Source organism: Paenibacillus sp. FSL K6-1230, assembly GCF_038002385.1.
Lineage (GTDB): Bacteria > Bacillota > Bacilli > Paenibacillales > Paenibacillaceae > Paenibacillus > Paenibacillus massiliensis.
The window spans coordinates 2,924,861-2,951,080 of record NZ_JBBOCK010000001.1 but is presented as its reverse complement, the minus strand read 5'-3'; the positions used below and the strand labels follow the sequence as shown (position 1 = coordinate 2,951,080).

General features: G+C 49.1%; 22 protein-coding genes. 2 read left to right on the top strand and 20 right to left on the bottom strand.

Annotation, left to right across the window (positions count from 1 at the left end; translation table 11 throughout):
- Positions 1 to 25: 25 nt before the first annotated feature.
- From nikC to MKX74_RS12725, 12 genes are all read right to left on the bottom strand, one after another.
- The gene (nikC, locus tag MKX74_RS12780; protein ID WP_341178625.1) at positions 26 to 877 is read right to left on the bottom strand and encodes a nickel transporter permease; all 852 of its coding nucleotides are present in this window, start codon (positions 875 to 877) and stop codon (positions 26 to 28) included.
- Positions 874 to 1,821, bottom strand: a complete 948-nt coding sequence (gene nikB, locus MKX74_RS12775; protein WP_341178624.1) for a nickel ABC transporter permease — start codon at positions 1,819 to 1,821, stop codon at positions 874 to 876. Before nikB ends, nikC begins: the two co-directional genes overlap by 4 nt.
- A gap of 4 nt (positions 1,822 to 1,825) precedes the next feature.
- A complete protein-coding gene (gene nikA, locus MKX74_RS12770) occupies positions 1,826 to 3,445 on the bottom strand; it encodes a nickel ABC transporter substrate-binding protein (protein ID WP_341178623.1) in 1,620 nt (539 codons plus the stop codon).
- A 125-nt stretch (positions 3,446 to 3,570) separates the two neighbouring features.
- The gene (locus MKX74_RS12765; protein ID WP_341178622.1) at positions 3,571 to 3,984 is read right to left on the bottom strand and encodes a (2Fe-2S) ferredoxin domain-containing protein; all 414 of its coding nucleotides are present in this window, start codon (positions 3,982 to 3,984) and stop codon (positions 3,571 to 3,573) included.
- Between the two features lie 94 nt (positions 3,985 to 4,078).
- The gene (locus MKX74_RS12760; protein WP_018884597.1) at positions 4,079 to 5,299 is read right to left on the bottom strand and encodes a GTP-binding protein; all 1,221 of its coding nucleotides are present in this window, start codon (positions 5,297 to 5,299) and stop codon (positions 4,079 to 4,081) included.
- Between the two features lie 492 nt (positions 5,300 to 5,791).
- Entirely contained in the window at positions 5,792 to 7,852 is a 2,061-nt protein-coding gene (locus MKX74_RS12755) for an iron ABC transporter permease (RefSeq protein WP_341178621.1), read from the bottom strand.
- A complete protein-coding gene (locus tag MKX74_RS12750; RefSeq protein WP_018884599.1) occupies positions 7,849 to 8,850 on the bottom strand; it encodes an ABC transporter substrate-binding protein in 1,002 nt (333 codons plus the stop codon). The genes MKX74_RS12755 and MKX74_RS12750 overlap by 4 nt, the downstream gene beginning before the upstream one ends.
- A 314-nt stretch (positions 8,851 to 9,164) precedes the next feature.
- Positions 9,165 to 9,902, bottom strand: a complete 738-nt coding sequence (locus tag MKX74_RS12745; RefSeq protein ID WP_341178620.1) for an NADPH-dependent oxidoreductase — start codon at positions 9,900 to 9,902, stop codon at positions 9,165 to 9,167.
- Positions 9,903 to 10,206: 304 nt separating this feature from the next.
- Positions 10,207 to 11,040, bottom strand: coding sequence for a BglG family transcription antiterminator LicT (licT, locus tag MKX74_RS12740; RefSeq protein WP_341178619.1), 834 nt, complete (start codon positions 11,038 to 11,040; stop codon positions 10,207 to 10,209).
- A complete protein-coding gene (locus tag MKX74_RS12735; protein ID WP_341178618.1) occupies positions 11,012 to 12,469 on the bottom strand; it encodes a glycoside hydrolase family 1 protein in 1,458 nt (485 codons plus the stop codon). The genes licT and MKX74_RS12735 overlap by 29 nt, the downstream gene beginning before the upstream one ends.
- A gap of 104 nt (positions 12,470 to 12,573) precedes the next feature.
- On the bottom strand, positions 12,574 to 14,013 hold the full coding sequence (locus MKX74_RS12730; protein WP_341178617.1) for a glycoside hydrolase family 1 protein: 1,440 nt from the start codon (positions 14,011 to 14,013) through the stop codon (positions 12,574 to 12,576).
- A 29-nt stretch (positions 14,014 to 14,042) separates the two neighbouring features.
- A complete protein-coding gene (locus tag MKX74_RS12725) occupies positions 14,043 to 15,932 on the bottom strand; it encodes a beta-glucoside-specific PTS transporter subunit IIABC (protein WP_341178616.1) in 1,890 nt (629 codons plus the stop codon).
- Positions 15,933 to 16,253: 321 nt separating this feature from the next.
- Between MKX74_RS12725 and MKX74_RS12720 the strand changes: the two genes are divergently transcribed.
- Positions 16,254 to 16,658 carry a CidA/LrgA family protein gene (locus MKX74_RS12720; RefSeq protein WP_341178615.1) on the top strand — a complete coding sequence of 135 codons (405 nt, stop codon included), beginning with the start codon at positions 16,254 to 16,256 and terminating at the stop codon, positions 16,656 to 16,658.
- The gene (locus MKX74_RS12715) at positions 16,628 to 17,317 is read left to right on the top strand and encodes an LrgB family protein (protein WP_341178614.1); all 690 of its coding nucleotides are present in this window, start codon (positions 16,628 to 16,630) and stop codon (positions 17,315 to 17,317) included. Before MKX74_RS12720 ends, MKX74_RS12715 begins: the two co-directional genes overlap by 31 nt.
- A gap of 151 nt (positions 17,318 to 17,468) precedes the next feature.
- Here the strand turns inward: MKX74_RS12715 and MKX74_RS12710 are convergent, their stop codons facing one another.
- The 8 genes from MKX74_RS12710 to nasC form a co-directional block, all read right to left on the bottom strand.
- On the bottom strand, positions 17,469 to 17,945 hold the full coding sequence (locus MKX74_RS12710; protein WP_025681800.1) for a hypothetical protein: 477 nt from the start codon (positions 17,943 to 17,945) through the stop codon (positions 17,469 to 17,471).
- Positions 17,946 to 18,280: 335 nt separating this feature from the next.
- Positions 18,281 to 19,258: a class II fructose-bisphosphatase gene (gene glpX, locus MKX74_RS12705; RefSeq protein ID WP_018884609.1), complete on the bottom strand. Its 978-nt coding sequence runs from the start codon at positions 19,256 to 19,258 to the stop codon at positions 18,281 to 18,283.
- Positions 19,259 to 19,318: 60 nt separating this feature from the next.
- Entirely contained in the window at positions 19,319 to 20,122 is an 804-nt protein-coding gene (locus MKX74_RS12700) for a pyruvate, water dikinase regulatory protein (RefSeq protein WP_018884610.1), read from the bottom strand.
- 13 nt (positions 20,123 to 20,135) lie between these two features.
- Positions 20,136 to 20,756: a helix-turn-helix transcriptional regulator gene (locus MKX74_RS12695; protein WP_018884611.1), complete on the bottom strand. Its 621-nt coding sequence runs from the start codon at positions 20,754 to 20,756 to the stop codon at positions 20,136 to 20,138.
- Positions 20,757 to 21,132: 376 nt separating this feature from the next.
- A complete protein-coding gene (locus MKX74_RS12690; RefSeq protein ID WP_341178613.1) occupies positions 21,133 to 21,618 on the bottom strand; it encodes a hypothetical protein in 486 nt (161 codons plus the stop codon).
- On the bottom strand, positions 21,618 to 22,412 hold the full coding sequence (locus MKX74_RS12685; RefSeq protein ID WP_341178612.1) for a DUF3100 domain-containing protein: 795 nt from the start codon (positions 22,410 to 22,412) through the stop codon (positions 21,618 to 21,620). The genes MKX74_RS12690 and MKX74_RS12685 overlap by 1 nt, the downstream gene beginning before the upstream one ends.
- Before the next feature lie 90 nt (positions 22,413 to 22,502).
- Positions 22,503 to 23,792, bottom strand: coding sequence for a M20/M25/M40 family metallo-hydrolase (locus MKX74_RS12680; RefSeq protein WP_341178611.1), 1,290 nt, complete (start codon positions 23,790 to 23,792; stop codon positions 22,503 to 22,505).
- Between the two features lie 303 nt (positions 23,793 to 24,095).
- Positions 24,096 to 26,180, bottom strand: coding sequence for an assimilatory nitrate reductase catalytic subunit NasC (nasC, locus tag MKX74_RS12675; RefSeq protein WP_341178610.1), 2,085 nt, complete (start codon positions 26,178 to 26,180; stop codon positions 24,096 to 24,098).
- Between the last annotated feature and the right edge of the window lie 40 nt (positions 26,181 to 26,220).

Here is a 26,220-nt window from a genome sequence, read left to right as displayed (position 1 = left end):
TACCTCCTTTGGCTTGGGATGTATGTTATTCCTGTTCTGCAGTTTTTCTAACGTCATAGCGGTCTCGAAGCCAGTCGCCGAGCCAATTCGTGCACAGCACTACAATTACAATAGCCAGCCCTGGATATAACATCAGCCCAGGCGTTGATTGGAAATATGGCCTGGAGTCGTTAAGCATACCTCCCCACTCTGGTATAGGCGGCTGCACGCCAAGACCTATATAGGAGAAAGCTGAAATCAGCAGGATGACCTTGCCCAGATCCAGACTGGCCAGTACGAGTACCTGTCCAATGATATGCGGCAGCAAATGCTTGCGTATGATGGCATGTGGTGGCAATCCATTCGTGCGGGCAATGAGGATATAATCCTTGCGCGATTCGGCCATGACGATGCTGCGAACCACTCGAGCATAGCTGACCCATTTCACCATCACAATAGCGAGGATCAGGCTCTCCATCCCAGGACCTAACAGACCAGCCAGAATGATAGCCACAATCATATCCGGAAATGCCAGAAAGCCGTCTGCCAATCGCATGAATATACGGTCGATCCATCCGCCAAAATAGCCGGATAACAGGCCTACTGGAATCCCGACGACAAGGGCAGCAAACAGCGCCAAAAAGCTGTAGCCCAGCGTCTGTTGTCCGCCGAGCAGCAGTCTTGTGAACACATCTCTACCCAGATGATCCGTTCCCAGCGGATGCTGCAGGCTCATGCCTTGCAGCCGATTGCCAAGATCCGTAAGCGTCGGGTCATGACGAAGAAAGAATAATGCATGAATAATGGACATGAGCACGACAACTGTAAAGAGAGAGAGAAGAAGAAGCGGCCACTTTCTGCGGAAGCTTCGCCCTGAATTGTTGCTTAAGACCTTCATCCGTTCTGTTCCCTCTCCTTCCATCTTATCTCTGGATTAAGGTATCTGTAGGAGATATCCACTGCTGTATTTACCAAGAAGACGATTATCGCCATTACGAGAATATAGCCCTGAATCATCGGATAGTCCCGTTGTCGAATGGAATCCACGACAAGCTTGCCGATCCCTGGATAGGCGAACAGTACCTCGACAACGACAATTCCGCCAATCAGGCTCCCGAGACTGATACCGAACACTGTAATGACTGGTGGCAAAGAGTGTCTAAAGGCATGTGCCCAGAATATCCTCCACTCGGATAATCCCCTGGAACGGGCAGCACGAATGAATTCCTGACCCAGCGCATCCAGCAGGCTGGACCGAAGTAGCCTCACATATACACCAGAGATCGCAAGTCCGAGTGTCAGAGAAGGCAGCACCAGTGATTCAAGGCCGTTCCTGCCCATCGTGGGAAGCCAACTTAGACGTACTCCGAAGAAATCAATCAAGATGAGACCCAGCCAGAAACTCGGCACCGCTGCACCTACAATAGATAGCAGACGACTGAGCTGGTCAATCCAGCGATCACGGTACAACGCAGACAACGACCCGAGCGGCAAAGAAATAATGAGCATCACCAGGAGAGATCCGATCGCCAGCTCCATGGTAGCAGGAAGCGCACTGAGGATCATTTCCATGACCGGCTGTCCTGTCGCATAAGACGGTCCGAAATCCAGACGAAGCATACGTGAGAGCCAATCCCCATACTGCAGCAGCAGCGGTTCATTGAAGCCAAGCTCTTCCCTTACTTGTTCGATCTGCTCTTGGCTTACCGACAACTCGTCTACGTTGAGAATGGTAAGCACCGGATCGCCTGGAGCCAGACGCAGGAACAGGAAGCCGATGAATGTAATCAGGAGTAAAAACAAGGCTACTTCCAGCAGCTTGCGGGCGATAATTTGTAGCATTTGGTTAGTTCACATCCAACTGATTCGTAATCATATAATATTCACTGCGACTGGTTACCCAGTTTTTTACCTTTTGTTCGTTGTACGCCACAATCGTTGCAGGATGCAGCACAAAGGAATTGATGACATGCTCATGCACATAGCTGGCTGCCCGTTCGGCGAGCTTGGCTCGTTCTTGCGTGTCCACGGTCGTATTCAACTGATCAATGAACTCTGTCAACTCAGGCTCCTCTGCCCCACTGAAGTTCAGGGCTCCTGTTGGATGATAGGTAGCATTCAGATAATATCCTGCATCCCCGCGAGGAGCCGTCAGATTACTATAGGTTGCAAGATCCCAATCACGGTTGGAGGCCATATACTCCTCCGGTGTATCAATCTGTCTGATCTCCACCTCAATTCCGATTCGCTTGGCGTCAGATTGAAATACCTGAGCAATCAGTGGCAGATCTGCTCTAGAGCTATAGGTGAGCAACACGAGACGAAGCGGTACACCGTTCTTTTGCATGATACCGTTCTGCTGTGAGTAGCCAGCTTCTGCCAACTCCGCCACCGCTACAGACTGTCCTGTTGGATGGTTATCATACGTTGGGGCAAATGGAAGTGATGGCAGAAAAGGCCCTTGGGCTGCTTCTCCATATCCCAGCAGAATCGTATTCACAATCTCTTCCCGGTTAATCAGCGCATCCACAGCGCGTCGAACATGAATATCCTTCATCGCCTCACGCTCCATGTTCATTGTCATCTGGTGAACACGGAACGTGGCTGTTGATTCCACCTTCATTCCGGGCTTAGCGCGCAAGGACTCTAGACTCTCTACTTCTGGACGGTACACGATGTCCACCTGACCGGACTCCAGTGCCAGAGAACGCGCGTTGGCATCCTCATTGAAGGCAAAAGTAACAGAATCCAGCTTGGCAGCCCCATCCCAGTAATCCTCATATCGCTCCAGTTCCAGCTTGCTACCTGGGGCGAAGGAGACTAACCGGAATGGTCCCGTGCCCACTGGCTTGTTCACAAAATCCTGCTCACTAACATCAATCACGGATACATTCGGATTGACAAGCTCCGATATAAATTCGGGGAACTGCTGAGTGGTTGTGATCTGTAGTGTACTTCCCTCAGCCTCGATCTTATCAATCTTGAGTGCATTTCTAATTGCAATGCTCTCCTTGACTGCTCGCTCAATTGAAGCCTTAACTGCTTCTGCATCCATCTTCTTTCCATTGTGGAAGGTCACGTTCTCGCGCAGGTGAAGCGTCCAGTGCTTCCCGTCTTTACCCTCCCAGGACTCTGCTAGCCACGGTACCACCGTCAGTTGTTCTTCATCCAGCTTGACCAACGTCTCCGTAATACCTGCCCGAAGCGGGACATAACTGGAATCTACATGCGGGTCCAACGAACGTGTCGAGAAGTTATACAGGAAGCTAATATGCTTCTTCTGGTCGCTAGCTGTCTCTACAGAGGACGTATTTGCACAAGCATTTAAAAATAGAAGTGCAAGTACGTTTGCCAGAACTATGGCACACTTGGCTCCACTTCTAATGCCAAAGCGCCTCCTTCGATTATGTACTCCAATCTGTGATATCGTATGATCATTTGTCTTTACTCCGGCTTCGTGATTCATAATCCGCTCCTAAATTTCTAATAATAATATTTATCGTAAAAATTACTAATTAACAGTGTATTGAATTTTTGCTGTTCTGTAAAGATCAATTTTATAAAGAGGATGAAATTCAGGAACGACACATTTCATGAATCAGTGGTTTCCTGAGGTGTACCTTGGGCATTGTGCGGAGTAACCGTTGATTGCACTTTGTTCACACCTTGGAGCCCGGCGCCTGTTGCAGCCAACCCTTCACTGTAGATATAGACTGCATGACTACCGAAATAACTACCGGACAAGTGCTGCTGCACCAGCTCTTGTCCGATCTCTGGCGTAACCTCTCTATACCAGACTCCCTCCGGGTAGGCGATTACTACACAAGCATCATTACAGCGACCATTGCAGCGAGTGCGAGTTGTATGCATCATCTGCTCGGCCCCCTGTCTTACAATCTCCGCCCTAATCGCGTCTGTTACTTCATCTGCTCTGGCTCGCATACAGCTTGCCCCGTTGCAAATGAACAAATGACAGCGAGTCCCTTCAAGATTCCAGGTAGCCATTGGCGTCACTCCTTTTTCCCTTCTTGATTAAATGCCTTTACGCATCGGGTACTTCAGTTGCCCCCATCGCAATAGGGGCATGCCTCACTTCATGCTACTGCAGCTGTGGATCGCCAGAATCATCAGCATCACTGAACCAAGGCAACGGGTTCTCGAACCTGCTCCAGTCTCCTGCTAGCTCATCCTCTCGAACGAGGCATTGATCCAACTCTGCCTCCAGCTCGGCTTGCTCCATATCCATGCCAATCATGACCAGCTCCGTTAGCCGATCGCCCCAATCGCTATCCCATCGAACTGCTACCTCTGGCTCGTATTGCAAAATCTCCTGTTGCTGAGCAGCTGGTAGAGCAGCAACCCAATACCCTGCAGGCCCAAACTGAATGGAAGGACCGGCCTGGCTGAGACTTGCAGCTACATCCTCCTTCGCAGCAACCCATACAAGTCCTTTGGCTCGCACCACTTCCTCAGGCCAATGATTCATGAAGTCTGCCAGCCTGGATGGGTGAAATGGTCTTCGACGCCGATACACAAAGGAGCGAATTCCATATTCCTCTGTCTCCGGTGTATGCGACTCCTGCTCTAGCTCCTGAATCCAGCCCGCAGACATGCTGGCCTTCTCGAAGTCGAACAACCCCGTGTTCAGAACTTCAGAAGGGTTCACTTGCCCGTTCACAGTGCGGATGATTTTGGCGCCTGGCTGCAATTTCCGGAGAATTCCCTCGAGTCTGTTGAGCTCGTTCTCCTCTACGAGATCACATTTATTCAATAACAACACATCACAGGTCTCAATTTGATCGATTAGCAGATCAACAACTTCGCGGGTATCCTCCAAGCCTGCGGCCTGGTCACGATCCAGCAAGCTCTGACCAGAGGCAAAATCATGCCAGAAGCGATAGGCGTCCACTACCGTTACCATGCAGTCCAATCTGGCCAGCCGCGTAAGATCAACACCGGTCTGCTCATCGGCATAGGTAAAGGTCTGAGCCACCGGAATGGGTTCGCTGATGCCTGTCGATTCAATCAGGATGTAATCAAAACGCCCTTCATTCGCCAATCGTTCAATCTCCTGCATTAGATCATCACGCAGCGTACAGCAGATGCATCCGTTGGACAGCTCCACCAGCTTCTCCTCTGTACGCGAGAGCGTTGCCTCTCCTTTGACCAGAGCAGCATCGACATTGATCTCGCTCATATCATTAACGATTACGGCTACCTTAAGGCCTTTGCGATTATTCAGCACATGGTTAAGTACGGTTGTCTTGCCTGAGCCCAGATAGCCACTTAGTACAGTTACAGGAATTCGTTGATTTGTCATCTGATTCTACTCCTTTTATTGGGGATTTATGTTAGCTACTTATGATTCGACTCGTACTCATTTTCGTTAATTAGTAATTATTACGATTAACAAACATTAATATATAGCCCTTCCAGCGCTGTGTCAAGCAGATTTCCAACGAAACAAATGATATTTCAAAAGATTATAGGAGCGGACAAAGCTTATATTGAGGCATAAGTTATGACACAACGGGGACCATTTATTAGAAAAATGCATGACATAAATGACAAAAAAGCGGGAGGCACCATGCGCCTAACCCGCTTGTGAATGTGTTACTTTATCTACATCTTCTCGCTAAGCTTCACCCTGATATAAGCAGCAACATCCAGTGCTGCTTATATCTTTCTATCTTTTCTATCTTTTCTATCTTTTCTATCTTTTCTATCTTTTCTATCTTCACTGTCTTTACTGTCTTTACTGTCTTTCTATCTTTTCTATCTATTTCTCTATCGTCGATACGTGTGATTGACTTCAGCCCTTACCAGGCTTCCGCCAATTGCTGCGATACATCAGGTACAGGAAGTAAGGTGCACCAATCAGTGCAATCAGCAAGCCTGAGGGCACCTCTGTGGGAGCAATGACTGTTCGCCCAACTGTATCTGCCAATACAAGCAGTACAGCTCCCAGTAATGCCGACAACACGATGGAATGACGCACATGATGTCCGATCAATACGCGCACGATGTGTGGTGCAATCAGACCAATGAAGCCAATCGTCCCCACACAAGCCACAGCACCTCCGGCCAGTAATACTCCCGCCAGCATTGCCCATAGGCGGGTATGGCGAACAGAAAGTCCCAGTCCCGTCGACGTATGGTCATCAAAGACGAGCAGATCAAAGCGGCGGGCCAGCAACCATGCACCTGGAAGTAGCACCGCCAGGAAAATTCCAATCGTCCAGACCTGCTCCCAGCTCCGTGCATATGTGCTTCCCGTTAGCCAGACATACGCCGTACTGCCATACAGGGAGCCGCGAACGATCAAGGCTTGAATTCCCGCGCCGGCCATTGCCGAGACCGCGATCCCCAACAGGATGATAACCGACGGACTGAGTGCCTTATTCCATGACAGGAAGAAAATAATGAACGCTGCCGCACCTGCTCCAATGATGGCTGCAATCGGCAGGAGGACAATAGGAATCTGTGGAAACGCAATCAGCACTGCCAATGCTCCAAGACCCGCTCCCGACGATACCCCTAGCACAGATGCATCCGCCATCGGATTGCGGACGGCCATCTGAATCAGCACGCCACTGACAGCCAGTGCAGCTCCTGCTCCAGCAGCAACGAGCGTGCGTGGAATCCGTAGCTGAAGCATGGCAGAATGAAGTCCTTCTCCTTGCCCTATCAGTGTATAGAACCAATCGGTGAACGGAATCTTCGTTCCTCCGAACATCGTACTGAGCAGAAGCAGCAACAGGGTACCTGTTCCAAGCGCCCATGCGAGACCGACATAGCGAACACGTCTGGAGCGGCCTCCGACACTCATCGAGGTCTGATGATTCCCACCAGCAGCGAGCTTCATACGAGACAATACAAGCCAGATTAGCCAAGGGGCACCAATCAGTGCCATCATGGCACCTGTCGGCATCTCCATACTTCCATTGCGAATCATCCGTGCCAGGACGTCTGCTGCGGTCAGCAGCACCGCGCCCCATAAGAACGTACCTGGTATCAGCAGTCGGTGAGACCTGAGGCCACTGAGCCTTACCAGATGGGGGGCCACCAGACCAACGAACCCTATCGGACCAATGACACTAACGATTATGGCAGCCAGTATTACGGAGAGCAGTAGACCGATCCCCCGTGTCAGATTCACACGCTGACCAAGCGAGGAGGAAGTCGCTTCATCCAGGTCGAGTACATCAAACTGTCTAGAAAGCAACCAGACAAGAACGGCTACTCCCACAACCCATGGCCATGCATACGCTACACCGCTCCAATCATTCTGGATCAACGTGCCTCCACCCCACAGGAACAATCCCTGCGTCTCAAATGCAAAGAAAATATGTAGCGCACTAGTGAACGAGCCCAGCACCATCGAGACGATCAGGCCGGACAGAGCAAGTCTTACTGGCGTTGCGGAGCGGCCTCCGCTCATGACATAAGCCATGCCGGCTGCCAAGAGTCCTCCCCCCGCAGCGAACACAAATGGGGAATGCTGCAACAGGCTTGGGAACATCACCGTACCTAAAATAACACTAAAATACGCACCTGCATTGATCCCCAATGTATCCGAGGCTGCGAGTGGGTTCTTGGTTATCGTCTGCAGTAAAGCTCCAGCGACCCCAAGAGCTCCTCCTGCCAGTAAGCCAATGACGGTACGGGGCATGCGCAAATCCCAAATCATGTTATGCTCCAGTGACTGTTGACGGTGAGCTAAGGCATCCCATACTGTAGCTAAGGGAATAGCTGCCTCACCGTAACAGAGACTGATGAAAAAAATCAGCAAGAGGGCGAGAATCCCGCCCCCAAAAATACTTGTCATTCGCCAACCATGCTGTGATGAATGCTCTGCTGTACCGCCGGTCATTTGGTAAGCTCACCAACTACCTGATCTACCAGGACTTTGGATGAAATCGGCCCACCGAAGGTCCACGAGGTACCATCTAGCGCATAGAGGCGGTTTTCTTTAACAAAATTCAGTTCCTTCCAGACAGAGTTATCCTTCATCGCTTTCCCGAAAACATCATCATCCTTCTGTGTTATATAGATGAAGTTACTGTCCTGTACTGCTGGCAATGCCTCAATACCCTTCGTATCAAAGCCGTACGCCTCATGCTTCTCGGCTTTCCAGTCGTTAATCATCCCGATCTTGGCCAGTGTACCAGCGACTACGGAATTATCTGCGAAGAGACGCAGTGTCGCTGCATTTTGCACGGTGAACGCCTGTGTTAATACATAATGAAGATCAGATTTTCCTGCATCGGCAAGCTTTTGCTTGGCTTCAATATAATGCTGATCCAGATCACTGATCACCTTCGCAGCCTCATCTGTCTTCCCTACAGCCTTGGCGATTTCATTGAAGACATCCACCATACGGTCATAACTGTATCCGTCACCCTCATAGAAATTGAATTCCATAGTCGGCGCGATTGCCTTCAATTGCTCGTAGATTGCAGCATTGTTGTCTGAGTTGGACAGAATCAAATCAGGCTTGAGCGCAGCAATGGCCTCCAGATTCGGCTCCCAGCGCATACCGACATCCGTTACACTACTATCCAGAGCCGCCTCTGGGGAAACCCACAGCTTGTAATTCTCATTGTCGGCACTACCAACAGGCTGCACACCCAATGCGACCAAGTCCTCTGTGAGCGTCCACTCCAGTGCAACCACGCGAACAGCAGGCTTATCTAGCGTAAGCTCACCGTATTTGTGCTTAACTGTGATAGGTCCTTCAGCAGCTGTCGTAGTATTAGACCCTTCATTATTGGTGGTATCGGTACTTCCATTCCCACCTGCTGCTCCACACCCTGCCAGCACCACGACCAGTGCGATTAATGTGATCCATGAACTCCAGATTTTCTTCATATTCTCCTAATCTCCTTGCTTCATATAGAATTTTCGCACACAAATGATAATGATTATCACTGAATAATTATCAGTTACAATGAATCTCTTGTCAACTACTGATAAGCTTAAATAGAACAAGAAAAAGCAGCCTCTACAGTAATAACTACTGGAAGCTGCCCCTGACCATCGTGGATATTTCTTATATGAACGTACAAACGCTATATTGAGCCTATGCAAGCCATCACTTAGGTTGCACACATTAGATTACAATTCGTACATATTTCAATCGGTTTACAAAGTCCAAATTGGATATTTCACTCCGAATCTGGTGGTTATCGATCTAATCCAAAGCCCTGCTTCTTCACCATATGATGCACGTGAGGGTAGTACAGACGTGTGTAGTATGCAGAAATGGTATTAGACCAGTTGCGTCCTTTCTCTGCTCCACGTTCCGTCAGATATTGACCATACTGTTCATTGAATTGCTCAATCCACGGGGCGAGCTCATGATTATACGTCTCTTCATGATAGAAGGTAGCCTTGGGAAGACGAGGCTTCAAGCCTGAGCGATCCGCTGGATGACCCACGACAAGTCCGCAGACAGGAACTACATATTGAGGCAGTCCGAGCAGCTCAATCAGTTCGATCGGATTCCGCCGCGCTCCGCCAATCGGAACAATGCCAAGCCCCATCGACTCGGCAGCAGCGATCGCAAAGCCCAGAGCAATCCCTACATCGGTCGCCCCCACAATGGTCGATTCTACACTGTCCGTAATGACAATCTCTTCCCCTACCATCTCCATGGCTACCCGCGCCTTGTTGAAATCCATGCAGAACAGCAGAAATACAGGCGCATCCGCAATCCATTTCTGATTACCTGCGAGCTCGGCAATCTTCACCTTACGCTCAGCGTCCTGGACACCAATGACCGTTACCTGTTGACCATGAATGGAGGTTGGAGCAGCTTGCGCAGCATTAATAATGGCATCCAGCTGTTCCTGACTGACAGGCTCATTCGTATACGAACGAATAGAACGATGATCCTTCAGCGTATTAATGACTTCATTCATACGATTCTCTCCTTTTATCTATTACCGTTATCTAGTTTTGTTGTACAATGCATCAAATGTGACATGAATCCAGTCAGAAGTCACTGAATCTGCTACACCTGTAGCACCTACAGCAATTGCAACATATAACAGAATACCTTATATCCTCGTAAGTTAAAAGTTCTACATCTTCAGGACACATGAAATCCACTGCCTCTCTCTATGAAAAAAAGACTGATTCCCGCAGGACCCGTCTTTCCTGGGGAACAGCCTTAGTTTCTTGTATGGCATCAGAGATTCTTGCGATGCCAAATCACATTCTAATTTAGCGATGGTTGACTACACGCTCAATATGGATGGTCAAATACAGCATTTCTTCGTTGGTCAGCTCACGCTGGTACGTCTTGTGAATATACACCTTGATCCGTTCCACACAGGCGAAGGCTTCCTTATATTGCTCCTTTACCATCCCAAAGAGTGCATTGTCCGTGCTGGTGGCATCTGTTCCGTTGATCAGACGCTGGGCGAAAAATTTCAAATGTGTAATGAATCGAAAATATACAAGCGAATCTTCATCATATTCAAATGCAAAATGCTTGCGGACGATGCTGAGCACATCATGCATAACCTTGGTAATATCAACCATATTGCCCATGTTCTCATTCAGCTCGGCGTTTACCAGATGAAGAGCAATCTGGGCCGCTTCGTCCTCCGAGAGCACTACACCCAGATCCTGACGCAGTATTTGAAGAGCCTTTAGCCCAACCTCAAATTCTTCTTTATAGAAGCGTTTGACCTCCCATAACAGCGGATTCTTGAGGTCCATTCCCTTGAAAGCGCGCTTGATCGCAAAGCTAATATGATCCGTAAGGGTGACATAGATACTATCATGCAAAATTTTACCCAACTGGAGCTTGGCGTAATTAATAATTTTCTCCGACGCCTCCATGTGCTCCATGGGTATTTCCGCAAGCAAGGCCTGCAGCTTCTCTGACAGTCCCTTATTGTCCAGCGTGAACATCTTCTCAATCTTGTCATGTTCGACATGATCACCGGCCTTCTTCTGGAAAGCAATCCCCTTTCCCATGATGACCGATTCCTTATGATGCTCATTTATGACGATGATTACATTATTGTTCAGTACTCGCTCTATTCTCATCTGAATCGTCCTTTGCCTGTAAGAGAATCTCTCCATTCGTAGCGATGACTTGCTGATACCAGTAGAAGCTCTTCTTCTTCATGCGGCGCAGCGTTCCACGTCCTTCATTGTCTTTATCTACATAGATGAAGCCATAGCGCTTATTCATTTCCCCTGTGCCAGCACTGACAATATCAATCGGCCCCCACCAGGTATACCCCATAATCTCACATCCATCCAGCATGGCCTGATGAAGCTCGATCAGGTGCTCATTAAGATATTGGATACGACTGTCATCCACAATCGTTCCGTCCTCACGTAGCTCGTCCCGATCACCAAATCCGTTCTCTACGATGAAGATTGGCTTCTCGTACCGATCATAGATCTCATTGCATACATAACGTAGCCCTTTCGGATCAATGGGCCAGCCCCATGAGGTCTTTCGCAGATGCGGGTTATCTAGCCCCATAATACCACCAGTATTCCCCAAAATCGGCATGCCTGCCTTATGCGTCGTACTGCGATAGTAGCTAAATCCAATGTAATCAGCAGGATAGTCCTTGATCAATGCCAAGTCTGTCGGCTCCATGACCAGCTTGATATCATGCTCTCTGAAGATTCGCTCTGCATACTTGGGATACGCGCCGCGCAGCAACACATCCGAGTAGAATAGGGAACGGCGCCGTAGCTCGTAGCTCTCAAATACGTCATCAGGATTACAGGAATTCGGATAGATAATGCTTAACGAGAGCATACACCCCATCTGGGCACCCGGAATGATTTCATGCAATAGCTTGGTGGCCGCAGCACTAGCCACGAACAGATGGTGGCTGGCTTGGTATATGTCCTGCAGCTTGTGCTCCGGGTTCCGTAGCTCAATACCACCTGCAGCCAGCGGTATAGTATGCATATGGTTAATTTCGTTGAAGCCCATCCAGTATTTTACCTTGTGCCCATAACGTCTGAAAATGACCTCGCAGTAGCGAGTAAAAAAGGCAACAAGCTTCCGGTTCGTCCATCCTCCATATTCCCGCACCAGGTGGAGCGGCGTCTCGAAGTGGGAGATTGTAATGACTGGCTCGATCCCATAATGGAGCAGTTCATCAAATAATTGATCGTAGAACTGCAAACCGGCTTCATTCGGCTCCTCCTCATCCCCCTTCGGGAAAATCCGGGACCAGGCTATCGAGGTGCGCAGACATTTGAAGCCCATTTCTGCGAAGAGTGCCACATCCTCCTTATAATGATGATAGAAGTCAATGGCCTCATGACTTGGATAGTACACACCTGAATCAATTTCCTCATCCAGCACGCCATTTACGATTCCATGTCGCAAGGCATCATTAATAGATGGGCCTCTGCCACCCTCCTTCCAAGCTCCTTCTGCCTGGTTGGCGGCTATGGCGCCGCCCCATAGAAAATGCTTGGGAAATGCTGTATTTGAAATCATGTCTTCTCCCTCGTTTCTATAGCTGTCGTGATTATAGTAGTCGTAATAATAGGGGCCGTGATGGTGGCCGTTATTCTATGAACACACTAGTCCATGTACCTTCTCTACAATTCCTCACCATTGCTCTTAATGACATTTTTATACCAGTAATAGCTTTCTTTCTTGATACGGCGCAGCTCTTTAGCGTCCAATTCATCCCGGTCCACATACACAAAACCATAGCGCTTCTGATATCCATTCAGCCAGCTAAGCAGATCTGTGAAAGACCATGCGCAATAGCCTAGGACCTCTACTCCATCCGAGATCGCATCCTGAATAGCAGCTAGATGACTGCGAAGATAAGCGATGCGATAGTCGTCACGGATGAGATCTCCCTCCTCCAGCTTGTCGAACTCGCCTAGTCCGTTCTCGGTGATCAGTACTGGCAGCTGATAACGGTTCATGATGCGACGCATGCCAATGCGCATTCCTTGTGGGTCAATGTCCCAGTCCCAATTGGTGGTCTCCACAAAGGGATTGGCCGCAGTCTTGTACAGTCCGGGAATACCGGAATGCTTGGTGGAGCCCTTTGCACCAGATGTATTCTTAAGCCCAAGCTCAAGCTCGTTATGCAGTCCATAATGCTCTACTGTCGTTGTGCGGTAGTAATTGACACCCATAAAATCAGGCTTGGCGGATGCCAGCAGCTCAAAATCCCCAGGCTGGACCGTCGGTGTCAAGCCATTCTCCTCCAGATACCTCCAGGCCGTAGTCGGATAACGTCCCCAAGCGTAAATATCCATCCAGAAGTAATTATTCAAGTCCTCGCTATTCTCATAAGCCAGAATATTCGCCGGATCAGAATTGATGGGATAATACGGTTTGTAAGCAAAGCTCGGGCCAATCAGCCCGTCAGGAACCCACGAACGAAAGGAGCGAATGACGGTGGCATTAGCCAAATTCGCAATATGGTTGACTTCATACATACGCTTGCGGTCACGTACGCCCGGTGGATGAAGTGCCGTCTCATAGCCGTAGCTTACAAAATAGTTCTGTTCATTCAAGGATACCCAGTACTTTACCCGGTCCCCGTAGCGGCGGAACAGCGTAACTGCATAGTGATCAAAATCCTCGATAATTCGGCGCGACTCCCATCCGCCGTACTCATCCATCAGAGCCTGCGGCAGATCCCAATGGTACAGGGTTAAAATCGGTTCAATGCCGTGGGCAAGCAGTTCATTGATCAGGTCATCGTAAAAGGCCAGCCCCTGTTCGTTTACCTCCCCCCGGCCAGTTGGATAAATACGGCTCCAGGCAACGGAGAATCGGTATGCCTTCAGGCCTTGCTCAGCCATCAGTGCAATGTCTTCCTTATAGCGATGGTAGTGATCGACGGCTATATCCCCATTCGACCCCTGGTATGTCGTTCCTTCCTGCTTGGTGAAAGTATCCCATACGGAAGGCCCCTTTCCGTCCGCATCCCAGGCTCCTTCAATCTGATAAGCGGCGGATGCCGCTCCCCACAGAAAACCGCCCGGAAACGGTGATTTTTGGCGATGATCCACAGTCTCAACCCCCATTTTTTAGTTTGTCATTATTCATGCAGCTTCAGCAGCGGCTCACGATACAAGACCTGACGCTTAGCTGTCGCCTCTACACGGTGAAATGTATTCAGATTCGTCACAATGACAGGTGTCGTCAGCTCAAGACCTGCTTGGCGAATCGCTTCCAGATCGAACTCCATCAGGAGTTCTCCTTCGCGAACCTGCTGCTGCTCGGTTACTTTTAGCACGAACGGTGCTCCTTTGAGCTTAACGGTATTTAACCCAACATGAATCAGGATTTCGAAGCCATCGTCTGCTGTAATACCAATGGCATGCTTGCTCTTGGCTATGGATGTTACGGTTCCGGCGACCGGGGCATAGATTTTTCCTTCTTCTGGTATTATAGCTACCCCGTCCCCCATAGCACCGGAAGAGAATACCGGATCAGAGACTTCTTGAAGAGGAATGACCTGGCCGCTAACTGGAGCAGCTACGCCTGTTTCTTGAGCGTCTGCTACCGGAATGGAAGAGGCTTGCTGTTGCAGGGTCTCTGCATTGCTCCTATCAGACGGTGCTACCTCTGCTTGCTCCTCAAAGCCGAATATATAAGTCAGTACAGCCGTAATGACGAAGGCAGCAGTGATTCCAATCAGGAAATAGACAAAGGTGTCGGTTGCAAAGGCAGGCAATGTCGTAACAGCTGGAAATACATAAGCAAGTACCGTGGAGTGGAACGCACCGATAAACGCACCACCGATCACACCGCCTATAATCTGGGCAATTAATGGGCGTTTCAGCTTCACTGAAATTCCGTACACAATCGGTTCCGTTACACCAGCCAGAATGGACGGCATCAAAGCGGATAAGGCATAGGCTTTTAGCTTCTTGTCCTTGGCCTTCAGGAACACTCCTAGCGCAGCGCCGGAGGAAGCAAAGGTAGCTGCTGCGGAGGGCGGCTTGATCGTATCGAACCCATGCAGACTAAGGTTGTTCAGCATCGCCGGGACGATCCCCCAATGAAGTCCGAACATGACAAGCAGTGTCCAGCCCCCACCGATCAGAGCGCCCATGATGAGCCCGTTGGAGCTGCTGAGATAATTAATTCCTGATGCGATCCCATTTCCGAGATATACACCCACCGGACCGACTGCAGCGGCGGCCAGCGGCACCATAATCATCAGGGATAGCAGCGGTACGGCGAACATCTGGATATTGGCGGGAATGATTTTTTTAAGGTAACGTTCCAGGTAAGAATAGACCCAAATGGTCAGCATCGCCGGAATTAATGTTCCTGTATAAGACATGAGTACGACTGGAATGCCGATAAAGCTGGTGACATCTCCGATGCTCTTCATCAGACCTGTAAAATTCGGCTCAAGCAAGGCGCCCATGATGGTCAGGGACACGAACATATTCGCTCCGAAGTGCCTTGCCGTCGAAATGGCTAATAGCAGCGGCAGAAAATAAAATACGCTGTTGCCAGCGGCTGCCAGAATCTTGTAAGTACTGCTGTCCTGAGACAGCACCTCAAGCGTCGTGCTTAGAATCACCAGCACAGCCTTCAGCATCCCTGCTCCGGCTAAGGCCGGTACGATTGGCGTCATGATCCCGGACATCGTGTTGAAGAAGCGTGTGATCAGATTGCCGGATTTTTCACCTTTGGCCTCTTCCTTCGCCTCTCCTGCTGCCTTGATGTCATGCTGTGCAATGATCTCTTTGTATACAGCATTAACATCATTGCCAATGACCACCTGATACTGCCCGTTTCCTTGCACCACCGTTATTACTCCATCCAACTGCTCAAGCTGCTGCTTGTCCGCCTTTGCGAAATCCTTTAGCTTAAAGCGAAGCCGCGTCATGCAGTGATACAGTTCAACGACGTTCTCCTCGCCACCTACATGCTCTACAATACGATTGGAGAGCTCTGTAAATTTGCCCATTGTTTAATCCCCCTTAGCTGTGTCATGTGGTCTTGCGGGACGTGATCAGCAACAAAAAAAGACCTAAATCGTAAGAAGCGGCAGAATACATACGTATCCCATGCTCTACAATTTAGGTCTTGCCTGCTTTACCAGTAACAATCCCGTATTCGGTTAAGTACTTACCTCAACAAATTAGCATAGAAGATTTTTGATGTCAACGCTTACTTTTATACTCTTTCATTTCGGGTCTTGTAGAAACCGATAACGTTGGGATAAGATAGCTTTACATTTTTAGACTGCAAGGGGGCACATGGAGAGCGTTAGACTCTCCATAACACGATGAAAATCATCTCATTTTTCTTACAGCTTGCTCTACTCACTGCATTTTACAGTGCAGGGCTACTGCTTCAGTCGCTCACCGGACTCCCGATTCCTGGCAGCATATTCGGGCTGTTGCTGTTGTTTGCAGCACTCAAACTGCACATCATTCCAGAGAATTGGGTCATGCATGGAGCTACATTTCTGCAGAAGTACATCCCCCTCTTTCTGGTGCCTGCCACCGTTGGGGTTATGAACTACTTCCATGTGTTCACCGGTGGTGGACAGTGGCTAATCTTCATTGTAATATTCAGCACGTTGCTGACCATGGTTCTCTCCGGTAAAGCCACACAGTGGCTCACCAAGCTGACGTCAAATTCCGAGGAGGCTGCCACATGCTCGAAATCCTTCTCGAAGCAGCCGTAGTTGTAGCTATCCTGGTGTTGTTCACTGTGCTGAACGCACTGTATCGGAAGCTCAAGTGGGCGATTCTCGTACCAACCTTGACCTGCTCTGCGCTGATTATCATCCTCCTACTGGGCATGGGAACCTCTTATGATATGTTCATGAGAGGCGGACAGTGGCTAAGTTATTGTCTCGGTCCAGCTGTTGTAGCGTTAGCCTATCCCATGTACAAGCAGCTGGATGTTTTGCTAAAAGAATGGCGGGCTGTACTTGGAGGAACTGCTGTCGGAATTCTGACAGGCATGTTGAGCGGCATCGGGTTGGCTTTATGGATGGACTATCCCACGGAGCTGATCATTTCCCTACTGCCCAAGTCGATCACAACACCTGTGGCGATGGGCATTGCCGGAGGATTAGGCGGGAATGCATCCATTACCTCGGTGTTCGTGATGATCGCCGGCTTTACAGGTGTCGTACTCGGACCTATGATTTTCAGATGCTTCAGAATCACTAATGATATCGGGCTAGGCATCGGATTTGGAGCCGCTTCACACGCGCTTGGGACGAGCAAGGCGGTAGAATTCGGCCCGGTTGTGGTCTCTACGAGCACAGTTGCACTTACGCTCAGTGCAGTGTTCGGCTCAATGCTGGCTCCGCTCATTGTATGGGTGCTACCCTGATAGACTAGAGATATAGTCAACACGCATAATATCGTTTTTCACAGTTTTGGGGCCAATTAGAACCTTATTCATCCTGACTACAAAAAAGCCCTCGCTAAAAGGCGAGAACTGGAATTGAAAAGTTGAATCTGTACGGCACGTATTATCGCTGCTATCGTGCTTCGTTTTTTAAAGGCCATTTCGTGTAGGAGCTTTCAAGAACGAGTTCTCCTTTGGGGAGGCCCGCTCCACCATAAATAGTTATTAAATAAGTGCCTGAGGGGACAAGTGGATTACTGTCATTATTTATGACTTCTACGGTCTTACCTACTGCAACGGTCTCATTAAAAATGACCCTTTTCTTGCTGATGTGCTGTACCTCAACTCTATAGGGTGCGGCTCCTGTATTTTTGGCATACAGTTTTATATTTGGATATCCAGCAGTCACAGAGTAGGTATTCGTAGGGTCCATTACATTCCCCTTCAATTCCCATGTTAGTGAATCCTTGATTGAAGGGTTAGCTTCAATGATTTCATTTTTTTCTTTGGATACTAAAACGTCATGTGCCGACACAGCACTACTAACTCCAGCAATAAGTGAAATAGACAATAGAGTTGCGCCCATAATCTTCGTAACTTTGTTTGTCATTCGTTTGAGTTTCCTTTCCGTGTAATTCTAATAGTCTAGCACAGTTAAATTCATACGTCCAAATTAGTCATATTCTTACAAACGACAGCATAGGAGCACCCACTATACAGCATATAATCAGCTATACCTTACATGACCAGGAGGAATTAAAGAACCCCTCCCATCAAAAAATACGCATTATAGATACAAAAAGAGCGTACCCGAGCAGGCTGCCCAAGTACGCCAAGTACGGAGTATTACACAATGGCAATAAAGTCAAAGCTATATTAACCACATTCCAATCGTGCTGGATTGAAATACGGATAATACCGAACTACAAATCTAACTTCATAGAATTAATAGGAGACCGCAGCGGCCAGATCACTTTGCAGTAGCGGCAGACGGTGCATACTGCGCACGAACCGGACGGTCTTCGTCTCGGAATACATGACCACCGAATGCGTCTCGGCCTGATTGCGCGGCAGGTACTTCACACCTGGCAGGAAATCGCCAGGAGTTACTCCCGTGGCTACGAACAGCACGCCCTGGCCACCGACCATCGCATCCATACTCAGCAATGCATCCGGGTGCTGCAAGCCCATCCGAATGCAGCGGGCCACATCCTCATCGCTTTCAGGAAGCAAGCGCCCCTGAATTTCACCACCCATGCATTTCAGTGCAGCTGCCGCCAGAACCCCTTCCGGGGCACCGCCGGACCCCACATACATATCCACACCGCTATCTGTGCAGGTTTCAATCGCAGCCATAACATCCCCATGACCGAGCAATTTGATACGTACGCCTGCTTTACGCAGGACACTGATCAGATGCTCGTGACGGGTACGGTCCAGGATGGAGACTGTGAGGTCAGACAGGGACTTATCCAGAATACGTGATGCCTTAATCAAGGTGTCCTCCATGGAATCATCCAATGAGAGCTTGCCGGCCAGCTCCGGTCCCACAGCCAGCTTCTGCATATAGATATCAGGAGCGTGCAGCAAGCTGCCCGCTGGAGCAGCGGCAATGACGGACAGGGCATTATTCAGCCCGTTAGCCACCGTCTCTGTGCCTTCCAATGGATCCACAGCAATATCAATTTTGGGCCCCTTCCGGTTACCTACCTTTTCACCGATATACAGCATGGGGGCTTCATCCATCTCGCCTTCGCCAATGACGACGGTGCCGTCCATGGATACTGAATTAAAATGAGTTCGAATGGCTACGGTAGCGGCATCATCTGCACTATGCTTGTCACCGCGACCTGTCCATCTGGCGGATTCCAAAGCAGCCGCTTCTGTAATACGTACCAACTCCAAGGCCAATTGACTTTCCATAACCATCATCCCTCCATATATATGCTTCTTGTTTAATTTGTAAGCAAGCGTTAACTAGCGTTACAGCTCTTTAGTAATAAGACCCGCCGTCTCTTCAATCGCCTTATCCGTCACGTCAATAACCGGGCAACCCAGCTCGGCGAACAGCTTCATAGCATAATCAATTTCCTCCTGAATACGCTCCAGTGTGGCGTACTGCACATTATGCGGCAATCCCATGACCTTCAAGCGTTCACTGCGAATCTTCAACAGATCCTCTGGCTTGATCGTTAAGCCGAATATTTTACCAGGCAATGCTTCCCATAGCTGCGCAGGTGGCGTCAGCTCTGGAACGAGCGGGAAGTTCACTGTCTTGAAGCCCTTGTGTGCCAAAAACATCGAGAGTGGCGTCTTGGATATGCGCGAGACACCCAGCAATATGATATCCGCTCTTTGTATTGCGCTTACATCCTTGCCATCGTCATATTGTACTGCGAAGTCAATCGCTTCCACTCGCCGAAAATACGTATCATCCAGTCGATGGAGCAGACCCGGCTTCTCCTTGGGATCATTGTTGAAGGTATCAGCCATCGCTTGCATCATCGGACCCATCACATCCACAGCCCGCACATTCAATCTGACCGCTTCCTCCTTGATGAGCTCTCGCAGCTCCGGCTGGACCAGTGTATAGGCCACAAATCCACCACGCCTTGCGACCTCCTCCATCATCTGGGTCAGTTCCTCTTCATCTCTTACATTCATATATCGTTTGATCTCTGTGTTCGGCAGCTCGAACTGTCTCATCGTAGCCAGCACTACCGCCTCGGCTGTCTCGCCAATCGAGTCTGAGCATACCGCTATAAAGTGACTTGAAGACTGAACCATCCCATTCCTCCCACTATTCCTCTGCTACCATATCCAGCAACATTTTAATGATATTCGTCTTGGTAATGCGACCTACAACCTTCCATTGCTCTCCTGGCGAGTCCGACTCTACCGGAATGACGACTGGAAGACTGTCAATCTGATGAGAAATAATCTTGCGAGCTGCGTCCATAATGGTGTCTTCCGGAGATACTGTGACCACATTCGGTTGCCTGGTCATAATCATACTCACCGGAATCGCACCTGCTGTAGGATTGCCGAGTGTGACCTTCAGAAAATCCTTCCGCGAGGCTACACCTGCCAGATGTCCGTGCTCATCGGTAACGATCAGATTCCCGACATTAGCCAGAAAAAGAGATACTACAGCATCCTGAATCGTCGTCGTCTCCCGGACAATCACGGGTACGCTATGAATGTCTCCTACCTTCATCTGCAGAAGTCGGAATTTCTCATCCCGGTTCTGTGTACCACGCTTGCCGAGAAAGTAGCCTACCTTGGGCTTGGCATCAATATAATTCAAGATTACCAGCTTGGACAGGTCTGTCCGCAGGGTGGGCCGACTGACATTCAGCATTTCTGCAATCTGCTCACCAGTAATCGGTGCATGCTTTTGTACAATATTTACAATATCCATTTGTCTTGGTGTTAGTTCGATCGTCAATCCCTCCGCTTCCGTTCCATGCAGGCTGTGCAGGTCCCGGAATCCACATCGTGTCGCTGACCGCTATATCTGTTCAGCACCGTTATCATTATCCCGCCGCCCGCCTCCTTCATGAGGTCTATTATGATGCCAGTCAGAAGGTAATTTACCAACTTATTGCTTTATTGATTCATATAATACGTCATATATATTTTATATGCAACATTATTACCCCAATATAAGTCATAATTATTTTCTATGACTGTTATTGTGATTCATAATGGAAAGTGATGTTTCATGGTACTAAGTGAAATAAAAAAGCCCCCTGTCCAATATTCTGGATCAGCGGGCTTATGAAATCAGTTATAAATTATCTTCCAGCCAGTGACAAACCAATTTCCGAGATGACTGCACTTCCCAAATACGTGCCGGTGAAGACGAATACAGCTACAATGGCAATTTTCCAAGAAGTCTTCCGCAGATCCACCAGCCTGTCTGCTACTGAAATGCCTGCAAATGTAAGGATCGGGGTTGTAATCGATAAGAAATTGACATTGGCAATAGCCGTAATGAACACATCCGATATCAGACAGCATATAAGAGAAGTAATCGATACCCAGCCCAATACTGGAAATTCCGCCAGGAATTTGATCGGCTGTCTCTTCATCACCTCAGCAATCAGGATTCCAATGAACGAGAACAACCACAGCACAGCCAGACCGGATATCGTCCCTAGACCGACATGGCCACCCTCGCCCGCACGCCAGAATTTGACTTGCTCAGTGAAGAGAATAAGAGACACGCTTAGCAGCATGATCAACGCATATTTACCATACTTATAAACCACCGGATTCATTAACGATCACCTCTTACCATGAATTTGTACATGAAGCGCTGCAGGGGAACTGCCAGGAAGACCATGGTATAGGTACCCAGAAAGCTGGTTAGCAGTTGGCTTGCTGCCGCGTAGCCGTTGATCGTCTCTGTCATCTCCGGGTTGATCGCTATAAGAGCCGAGGATGCGCCTGTCATCATACTGGCAGAGCCGACGCCTGCGGACATGGCTAATGCTTCAATAGAGAAGCCCATCGCATGCAAGATCGGAGCAATAATGCTGAAGAACAGCGTACCAAACAATGTACCTATAATATAAAGAGACAATACGCCTCTTCCTTCAGACGAATCCAGTGTATACTTTTCAGAAATATAAGCGAGTTCTCCTTCACGTCCAAGTCCCAGTGTCGCCCCGATTGCCTCTCTTCTCAATCCCAGCAGGATAGCGATCGGAAGCCCGAGCAGTATCGTTCCGAGGTTGCCAATCTCCTGAAGCAGGAACACCCAGCCTACCTCGAGGATCTGATCCAGCTTCGGCGCTACATCGGCCCCGTAACGAGCCATTAGCGGAAGCATGATGAAAATCAAGTATTTACTGGCGAAGTTCACATTCGTCTTGCTGTAAATTTTGGTCATGATGCCTTTGCGCAGAACGGGAATACCTAATACCATAGTGATCAGAATAGCGAATACAAGCGGAAGCAGACTAATACGGATGTTACCTACGGGAATGGATTGAATACCAATGAACTCTGCCACCGTAATGATTAACAGCACGAAAGCAAGCAGATAAATATAGGATTTCGTTCTAGTCATAGTTCAGGCTAACCTCATTTCTAGTCTTATGTTCAGATCTGTGCTGGCTCTCATCACAATTCACAATGAATTGTATGTTATTACTATCTATTAGCTAAAGGGATGTTCAGCCTTGGATTGGGGAGGCTCAACGATGGATGCTAACAGTTGCTCATAAGAAGCAAAGCTTCTCCGATACAACCGACTGCGGTCAATGCTTCCGCTCATTCGCTCCAGCACTTGCGTCAGGAACCTTGGGAACACCTCATAGATGAACTCCGGATCAATGTCCTTGAAATCATCCCCATGGATCGTCCCCGTGAAGCCACTGTAGCCGATCTGAATACATGGCATCATGTAGGCCAGATCACCAATGTCCCCTGCTGCACTGATCGCGTTATTATTGTAGATATCCTCGATTTCATCGTTGGCAAGGAAGGCCTCTTGCACGAATTCGGACAGATAACGATCCTGCACAAAGGGCAAATACCCCATTTGAGTAGCGATGTCCACCTCACCCTGAAGAGCCAGTGCACTTCCCAAAGCAGCCTTGTCCATCGTCTGGGCTGCTAGCTTCATGTAATCCACGGTTTGGGTGCGAAGATCACTGCCAACAGTAATATGATTAGGGATTACATTCGTGGACATATCGGACTGAAGTACAATCGGGTTCATTCGAATCTTCTCTGTATCACGCAGCTGCTGTCGAGCCAGACCAAGCGCTACATTGAACAACGTAGACATGCTGTATGCATTTTTACCACTGAATGGATCGAAGCCTGCATGCGAGGCTTGTCCTTTGAAGGTATATTTTTTGTACAAAAAGCCTGCCAGGTCACAATTAATCTCAATCGTTCTGCGCTCGAACTCCCCACCCATAGCGTGCACACAAATGCCAACATCAATATCATCGAAGACGCCGAGCTTCATCGCTTCCGGCTTGCCGCCATAATAGGAGATCTTGCCTTCCTCAAGCAACTGATCCCGATAGGCCAGGTCCAGGTACTCTTCCGCAGGCACGAAGACAAAGGTGAGCGCATAATCCAGCGCTTCATAAGCTTTGGTGTTGTAGTAGTATTGATAGAGAGCAAGTGCGATGGCAACCTGGGTATAGTGCCCACAGTTATGAGCCGCACCTGTTGCAGGATCGGCCTGCCAATGTGAGGGGGCATAGACTGCATCCAGCTCGGCAATGAACGCGATATTCAACGGCTTGCCGGTGCCCAAAGTAGTCTTGAGCCCTGTAGTGCTAAAGCCCTCCAACTCAATACCGGGATTCACGCGCTGAAGGAAATCCTTAACCAGATTACTGGTCTGAAATTCCTTGTAGCCAAGCTCTGGGTTTTGGAAAATTGTTCGAGAAATGCTGTGGATTTCTGAAAAACTTGATTTAAAGTCCATATTTTTCTCCTTATTTCCGAAATATTTCACACAATAATGAAAACAATGTTACTTTATATCTTTTCATGCTGTCAATCACAAATTAATAAAAATTAACATTTTGCAGGCAGTTTAAAGCTCCAAAAGAGATGGAGTTCCATGATGCAAAGATCCTCTCCAGCATGCACATAAGAAGGCAAGCATCCGCATAAATACTACGGATACTTGCCTTTTCACATCTGCTTCCTCTGATCTGTCGACACTCCACGTAATTCACTACATTTCTGTAGATCCTATTTTCCTGCATGCTGTTCAACAGCTCGGTTAGTCCAGAGTTGCTGTCCGTATCCGAACAGCGGCCGTTTTGAAGCCTGGCATTTTGCAGAATGGGTCCAGCGCCGGATTCGTAGCCTTGTTCACATTCTGAATGCCGCCCCAATGCATGGGGACGAAGATCGTATCCGGGCGAATTGCAGCACTGTACTTACTGCGCACAGTGAAGCTGCCCCGCCGGGATGATATCTCTACCCATTCACCTTCCCTAATCCGGTATTGTTGAGCTGTTTGCGGATGAATTTCCACGAAGTTATGCAGTTGTCTGGCAGCCAGTGCAGGACTGCGACGGGTCTGTACCCCCGTCAGATAATGAGCCAGCACCCTTCCATTAGTTAAGGTCAATGGATACTCTCCATCCGGGAATTCTGTCTGCTGAGGAAGCTGGAACGGTGCGAAGACCGCTTTTCCATCTGCGTGGGCGAATCGCTCTGCAAATAGCATGCCTGTACCCGGATGTTCCTCTGCGGGACAGGGCCAGTAAATTCCTCCCTCTTGTCTCAGACGTTCATAGGTTATTCCATAATAATCTGCAGTTCCGCCTTTGCTCGCAATCCGCAGCTCTTCGAATATTTCTTCAGCCGACGTATACTGGAAGTATTGCTCCTTGCTCAGGCTCCGTGCCAACTCCCGCAGAATCATCCAATCATGCCAAGCTTCGCCTGGAGGGGGCTGAACGGCCTCACGCAGAAGCACACGTCCCTCCAGATTCGTCATGGTTCCCGTGTTCTCCAGATAGGACGTTACCGGCAGTACGACATCTGCCATCCGCGCAGTCTCAGACAGGTACATATCTGCAACGATGAGGCAATCCAGCTTCTTCAAGCCCTCTTCCACTCGATCTGCATGCGGACTGGAGACGACAGGATTGGAGCCCATAATGAACAGCGTACGGATCTCCTGCGAATTCATCCGTTCAAGTAGTTCATAAGCGGATACACCTTGGCGCGGCAGACCCTCCGGTTGTATACCCCATACAGAAGCAATATAAGCACGATCCGCATCGTTCTCAATGGATCTGTATCCTGGCAGCTGGTCGGCTTTCTGTCCATGCTCTCTTCCGCCTTGCCCATTGCCTTGTCCGGTCACCGCTCCATAACCGCAGCCTTCACGTCCAATCTTGCCTGTAGCAAGCACGAGGTTCAGCAGTCCCCTCACAGCCAGATGACCGTCCGTCTGCTGCTCCACTCCGCGTGCTGTAAATATAATCCCTGTCGGAGCATCACCGTACATGATGGCGGCTGTACGCACTTGCTCAAGCGCAAGCCCACAACGATCAGCCATCTCGGACAGATCAAGCCCGGCTAGCTCAGCTTCCAGCTCTGCATAGCCTTCCGTTCGACTAGCAACAAAATCCTCATCAACCAGTCCCTCAGAGACGATGATCTTCATGAACATAGCAGCCAGAATAGCATCCGTGCCCGGCTTGATTTGCAGGTGAATATCTGCGAGGGCAGCCGTAGCTGTATGTCTTGGGTCGATCACAATGATCTTCGTCCCCTTCTCCTTGGCCTGGAGAAAATACGGCATTAACGTAGGCTGGCATTCCGCTATGTTGGTACCCGCCAGAATAATACAAGAAGCTGCGGCAATATCAGACAGACGGCAGGTCATTCCACGATCCATGCCGAACGTCTTGACGCCTGCTGAAGCTGCGGCTGACATGCAAAAACGACCATTATAGTCTATATATCTAGTGCCAAGTGCCACCCTGGCGAACTTGCCCAGCATGTAGGCCGTCTCGTTGGTCAATGAGCCACCCCCATATACACCGATAGCATTCTGACCAAACCGGGATGTGGTCTGCTTGAATTGTGCACCTACCAGACTCAGCGCCTCCGCCCAGCTAGCTGGGGTAAGCTCGCCATTTTTTCGGATCAGCGGCTGCTTCAGACGATCGCGACCCTGTGCGTGCTGATGGGCATTTTGCCCTTTGACACATAATCTTCCTTGGGAAGCCGCATTAGGAGCTCCTTGGACAACGAACGACCTGCCCTGTGGTGTTCTCTCCTCCAGCCGTATATCAGCCTTGCATTGTACACTGCAAAAAGGACATTGCGTCAATGTAGTTAGCATCCCTTTTCCCCATTTCTATTTAGGATGAATTATGCTCATT

Bases quoted from the DNA above. Each gene is read 5' to 3' on its own strand.
- MKX74_RS12765 (WP_341178622.1), bottom strand. From the start codon at position 3,984: ATGGCTACCTGGAATCTTGAAGGGACTCGCTGTCATTTGTTCATTTGC.
- MKX74_RS12725 (WP_341178616.1), bottom strand. From the start codon at position 15,932: ATGGGCAAATTTACAGAGCTCTCCAATCGTATTGTAGAGCATGTAGGT.
- MKX74_RS12745 (WP_341178620.1), bottom strand. From the start codon at position 9,902: ATGAATGAAGTCATTAATACGCTGAAGGATCATCGTTCTATTCGTTCG.
- MKX74_RS12720 (WP_341178615.1), top strand. From the start codon at position 16,254: ATGAAAATCATCTCATTTTTCTTACAGCTTGCTCTACTCACTGCATTT.
- MKX74_RS12755 (WP_341178621.1), bottom strand. From the start codon at position 7,852: ATGACCGGCGGTACAGCAGAGCATTCATCACAGCATGGTTGGCGAATG.
- nikA (WP_341178623.1), bottom strand. From the start codon at position 3,445: ATGAATCACGAAGCCGGAGTAAAGACAAATGATCATACGATATCACAG.
- glpX (WP_018884609.1), bottom strand. From the start codon at position 19,258: ATGGAAAGTCAATTGGCCTTGGAGTTGGTACGTATTACAGAAGCGGCT.
- MKX74_RS12735 (WP_341178618.1), bottom strand. From the start codon at position 12,469: ATGATTTCAAATACAGCATTTCCCAAGCATTTTCTATGGGGCGGCGCC.
- MKX74_RS12685 (WP_341178612.1), bottom strand. From the start codon at position 22,412: ATGACTAGAACGAAATCCTATATTTATCTGCTTGCTTTCGTGCTGTTA.
- MKX74_RS12695 (WP_018884611.1), bottom strand. From the start codon at position 20,756: ATGGATATTGTAAATATTGTACAAAAGCATGCACCGATTACTGGTGAG.
- MKX74_RS12710 (WP_025681800.1), bottom strand. From the start codon at position 17,945: ATGACAAACAAAGTTACGAAGATTATGGGCGCAACTCTATTGTCTATT.
- MKX74_RS12760 (WP_018884597.1), bottom strand. From the start codon at position 5,299: ATGACAAATCAACGAATTCCTGTAACTGTACTAAGTGGCTATCTGGGC.
- MKX74_RS12680 (WP_341178611.1), bottom strand. From the start codon at position 23,792: ATGGACTTTAAATCAAGTTTTTCAGAAATCCACAGCATTTCTCGAACA.
- nikB (WP_341178624.1), bottom strand. From the start codon at position 1,821: ATGCTACAAATTATCGCCCGCAAGCTGCTGGAAGTAGCCTTGTTTTTA.
- nasC (WP_341178610.1), bottom strand. From the start codon at position 26,180: ATGCTAACTACATTGACGCAATGTCCTTTTTGCAGTGTACAATGCAAG.
- MKX74_RS12750 (WP_018884599.1), bottom strand. From the start codon at position 8,850: ATGAAGAAAATCTGGAGTTCATGGATCACATTAATCGCACTGGTCGTG.
- nikC (WP_341178625.1), bottom strand. From the start codon at position 877: ATGAAGGTCTTAAGCAACAATTCAGGGCGAAGCTTCCGCAGAAAGTGG.
- MKX74_RS12700 (WP_018884610.1), bottom strand. From the start codon at position 20,122: ATGGTTCAGTCTTCAAGTCACTTTATAGCGGTATGCTCAGACTCGATT.
- MKX74_RS12690 (WP_341178613.1), bottom strand. From the start codon at position 21,618: ATGAATCCGGTGGTTTATAAGTATGGTAAATATGCGTTGATCATGCTG.
- licT (WP_341178619.1), bottom strand. From the start codon at position 11,040: ATGAGAATAGAGCGAGTACTGAACAATAATGTAATCATCGTCATAAAT.
- MKX74_RS12715 (WP_341178614.1), top strand. From the start codon at position 16,628: ATGCTCGAAATCCTTCTCGAAGCAGCCGTAGTTGTAGCTATCCTGGTG.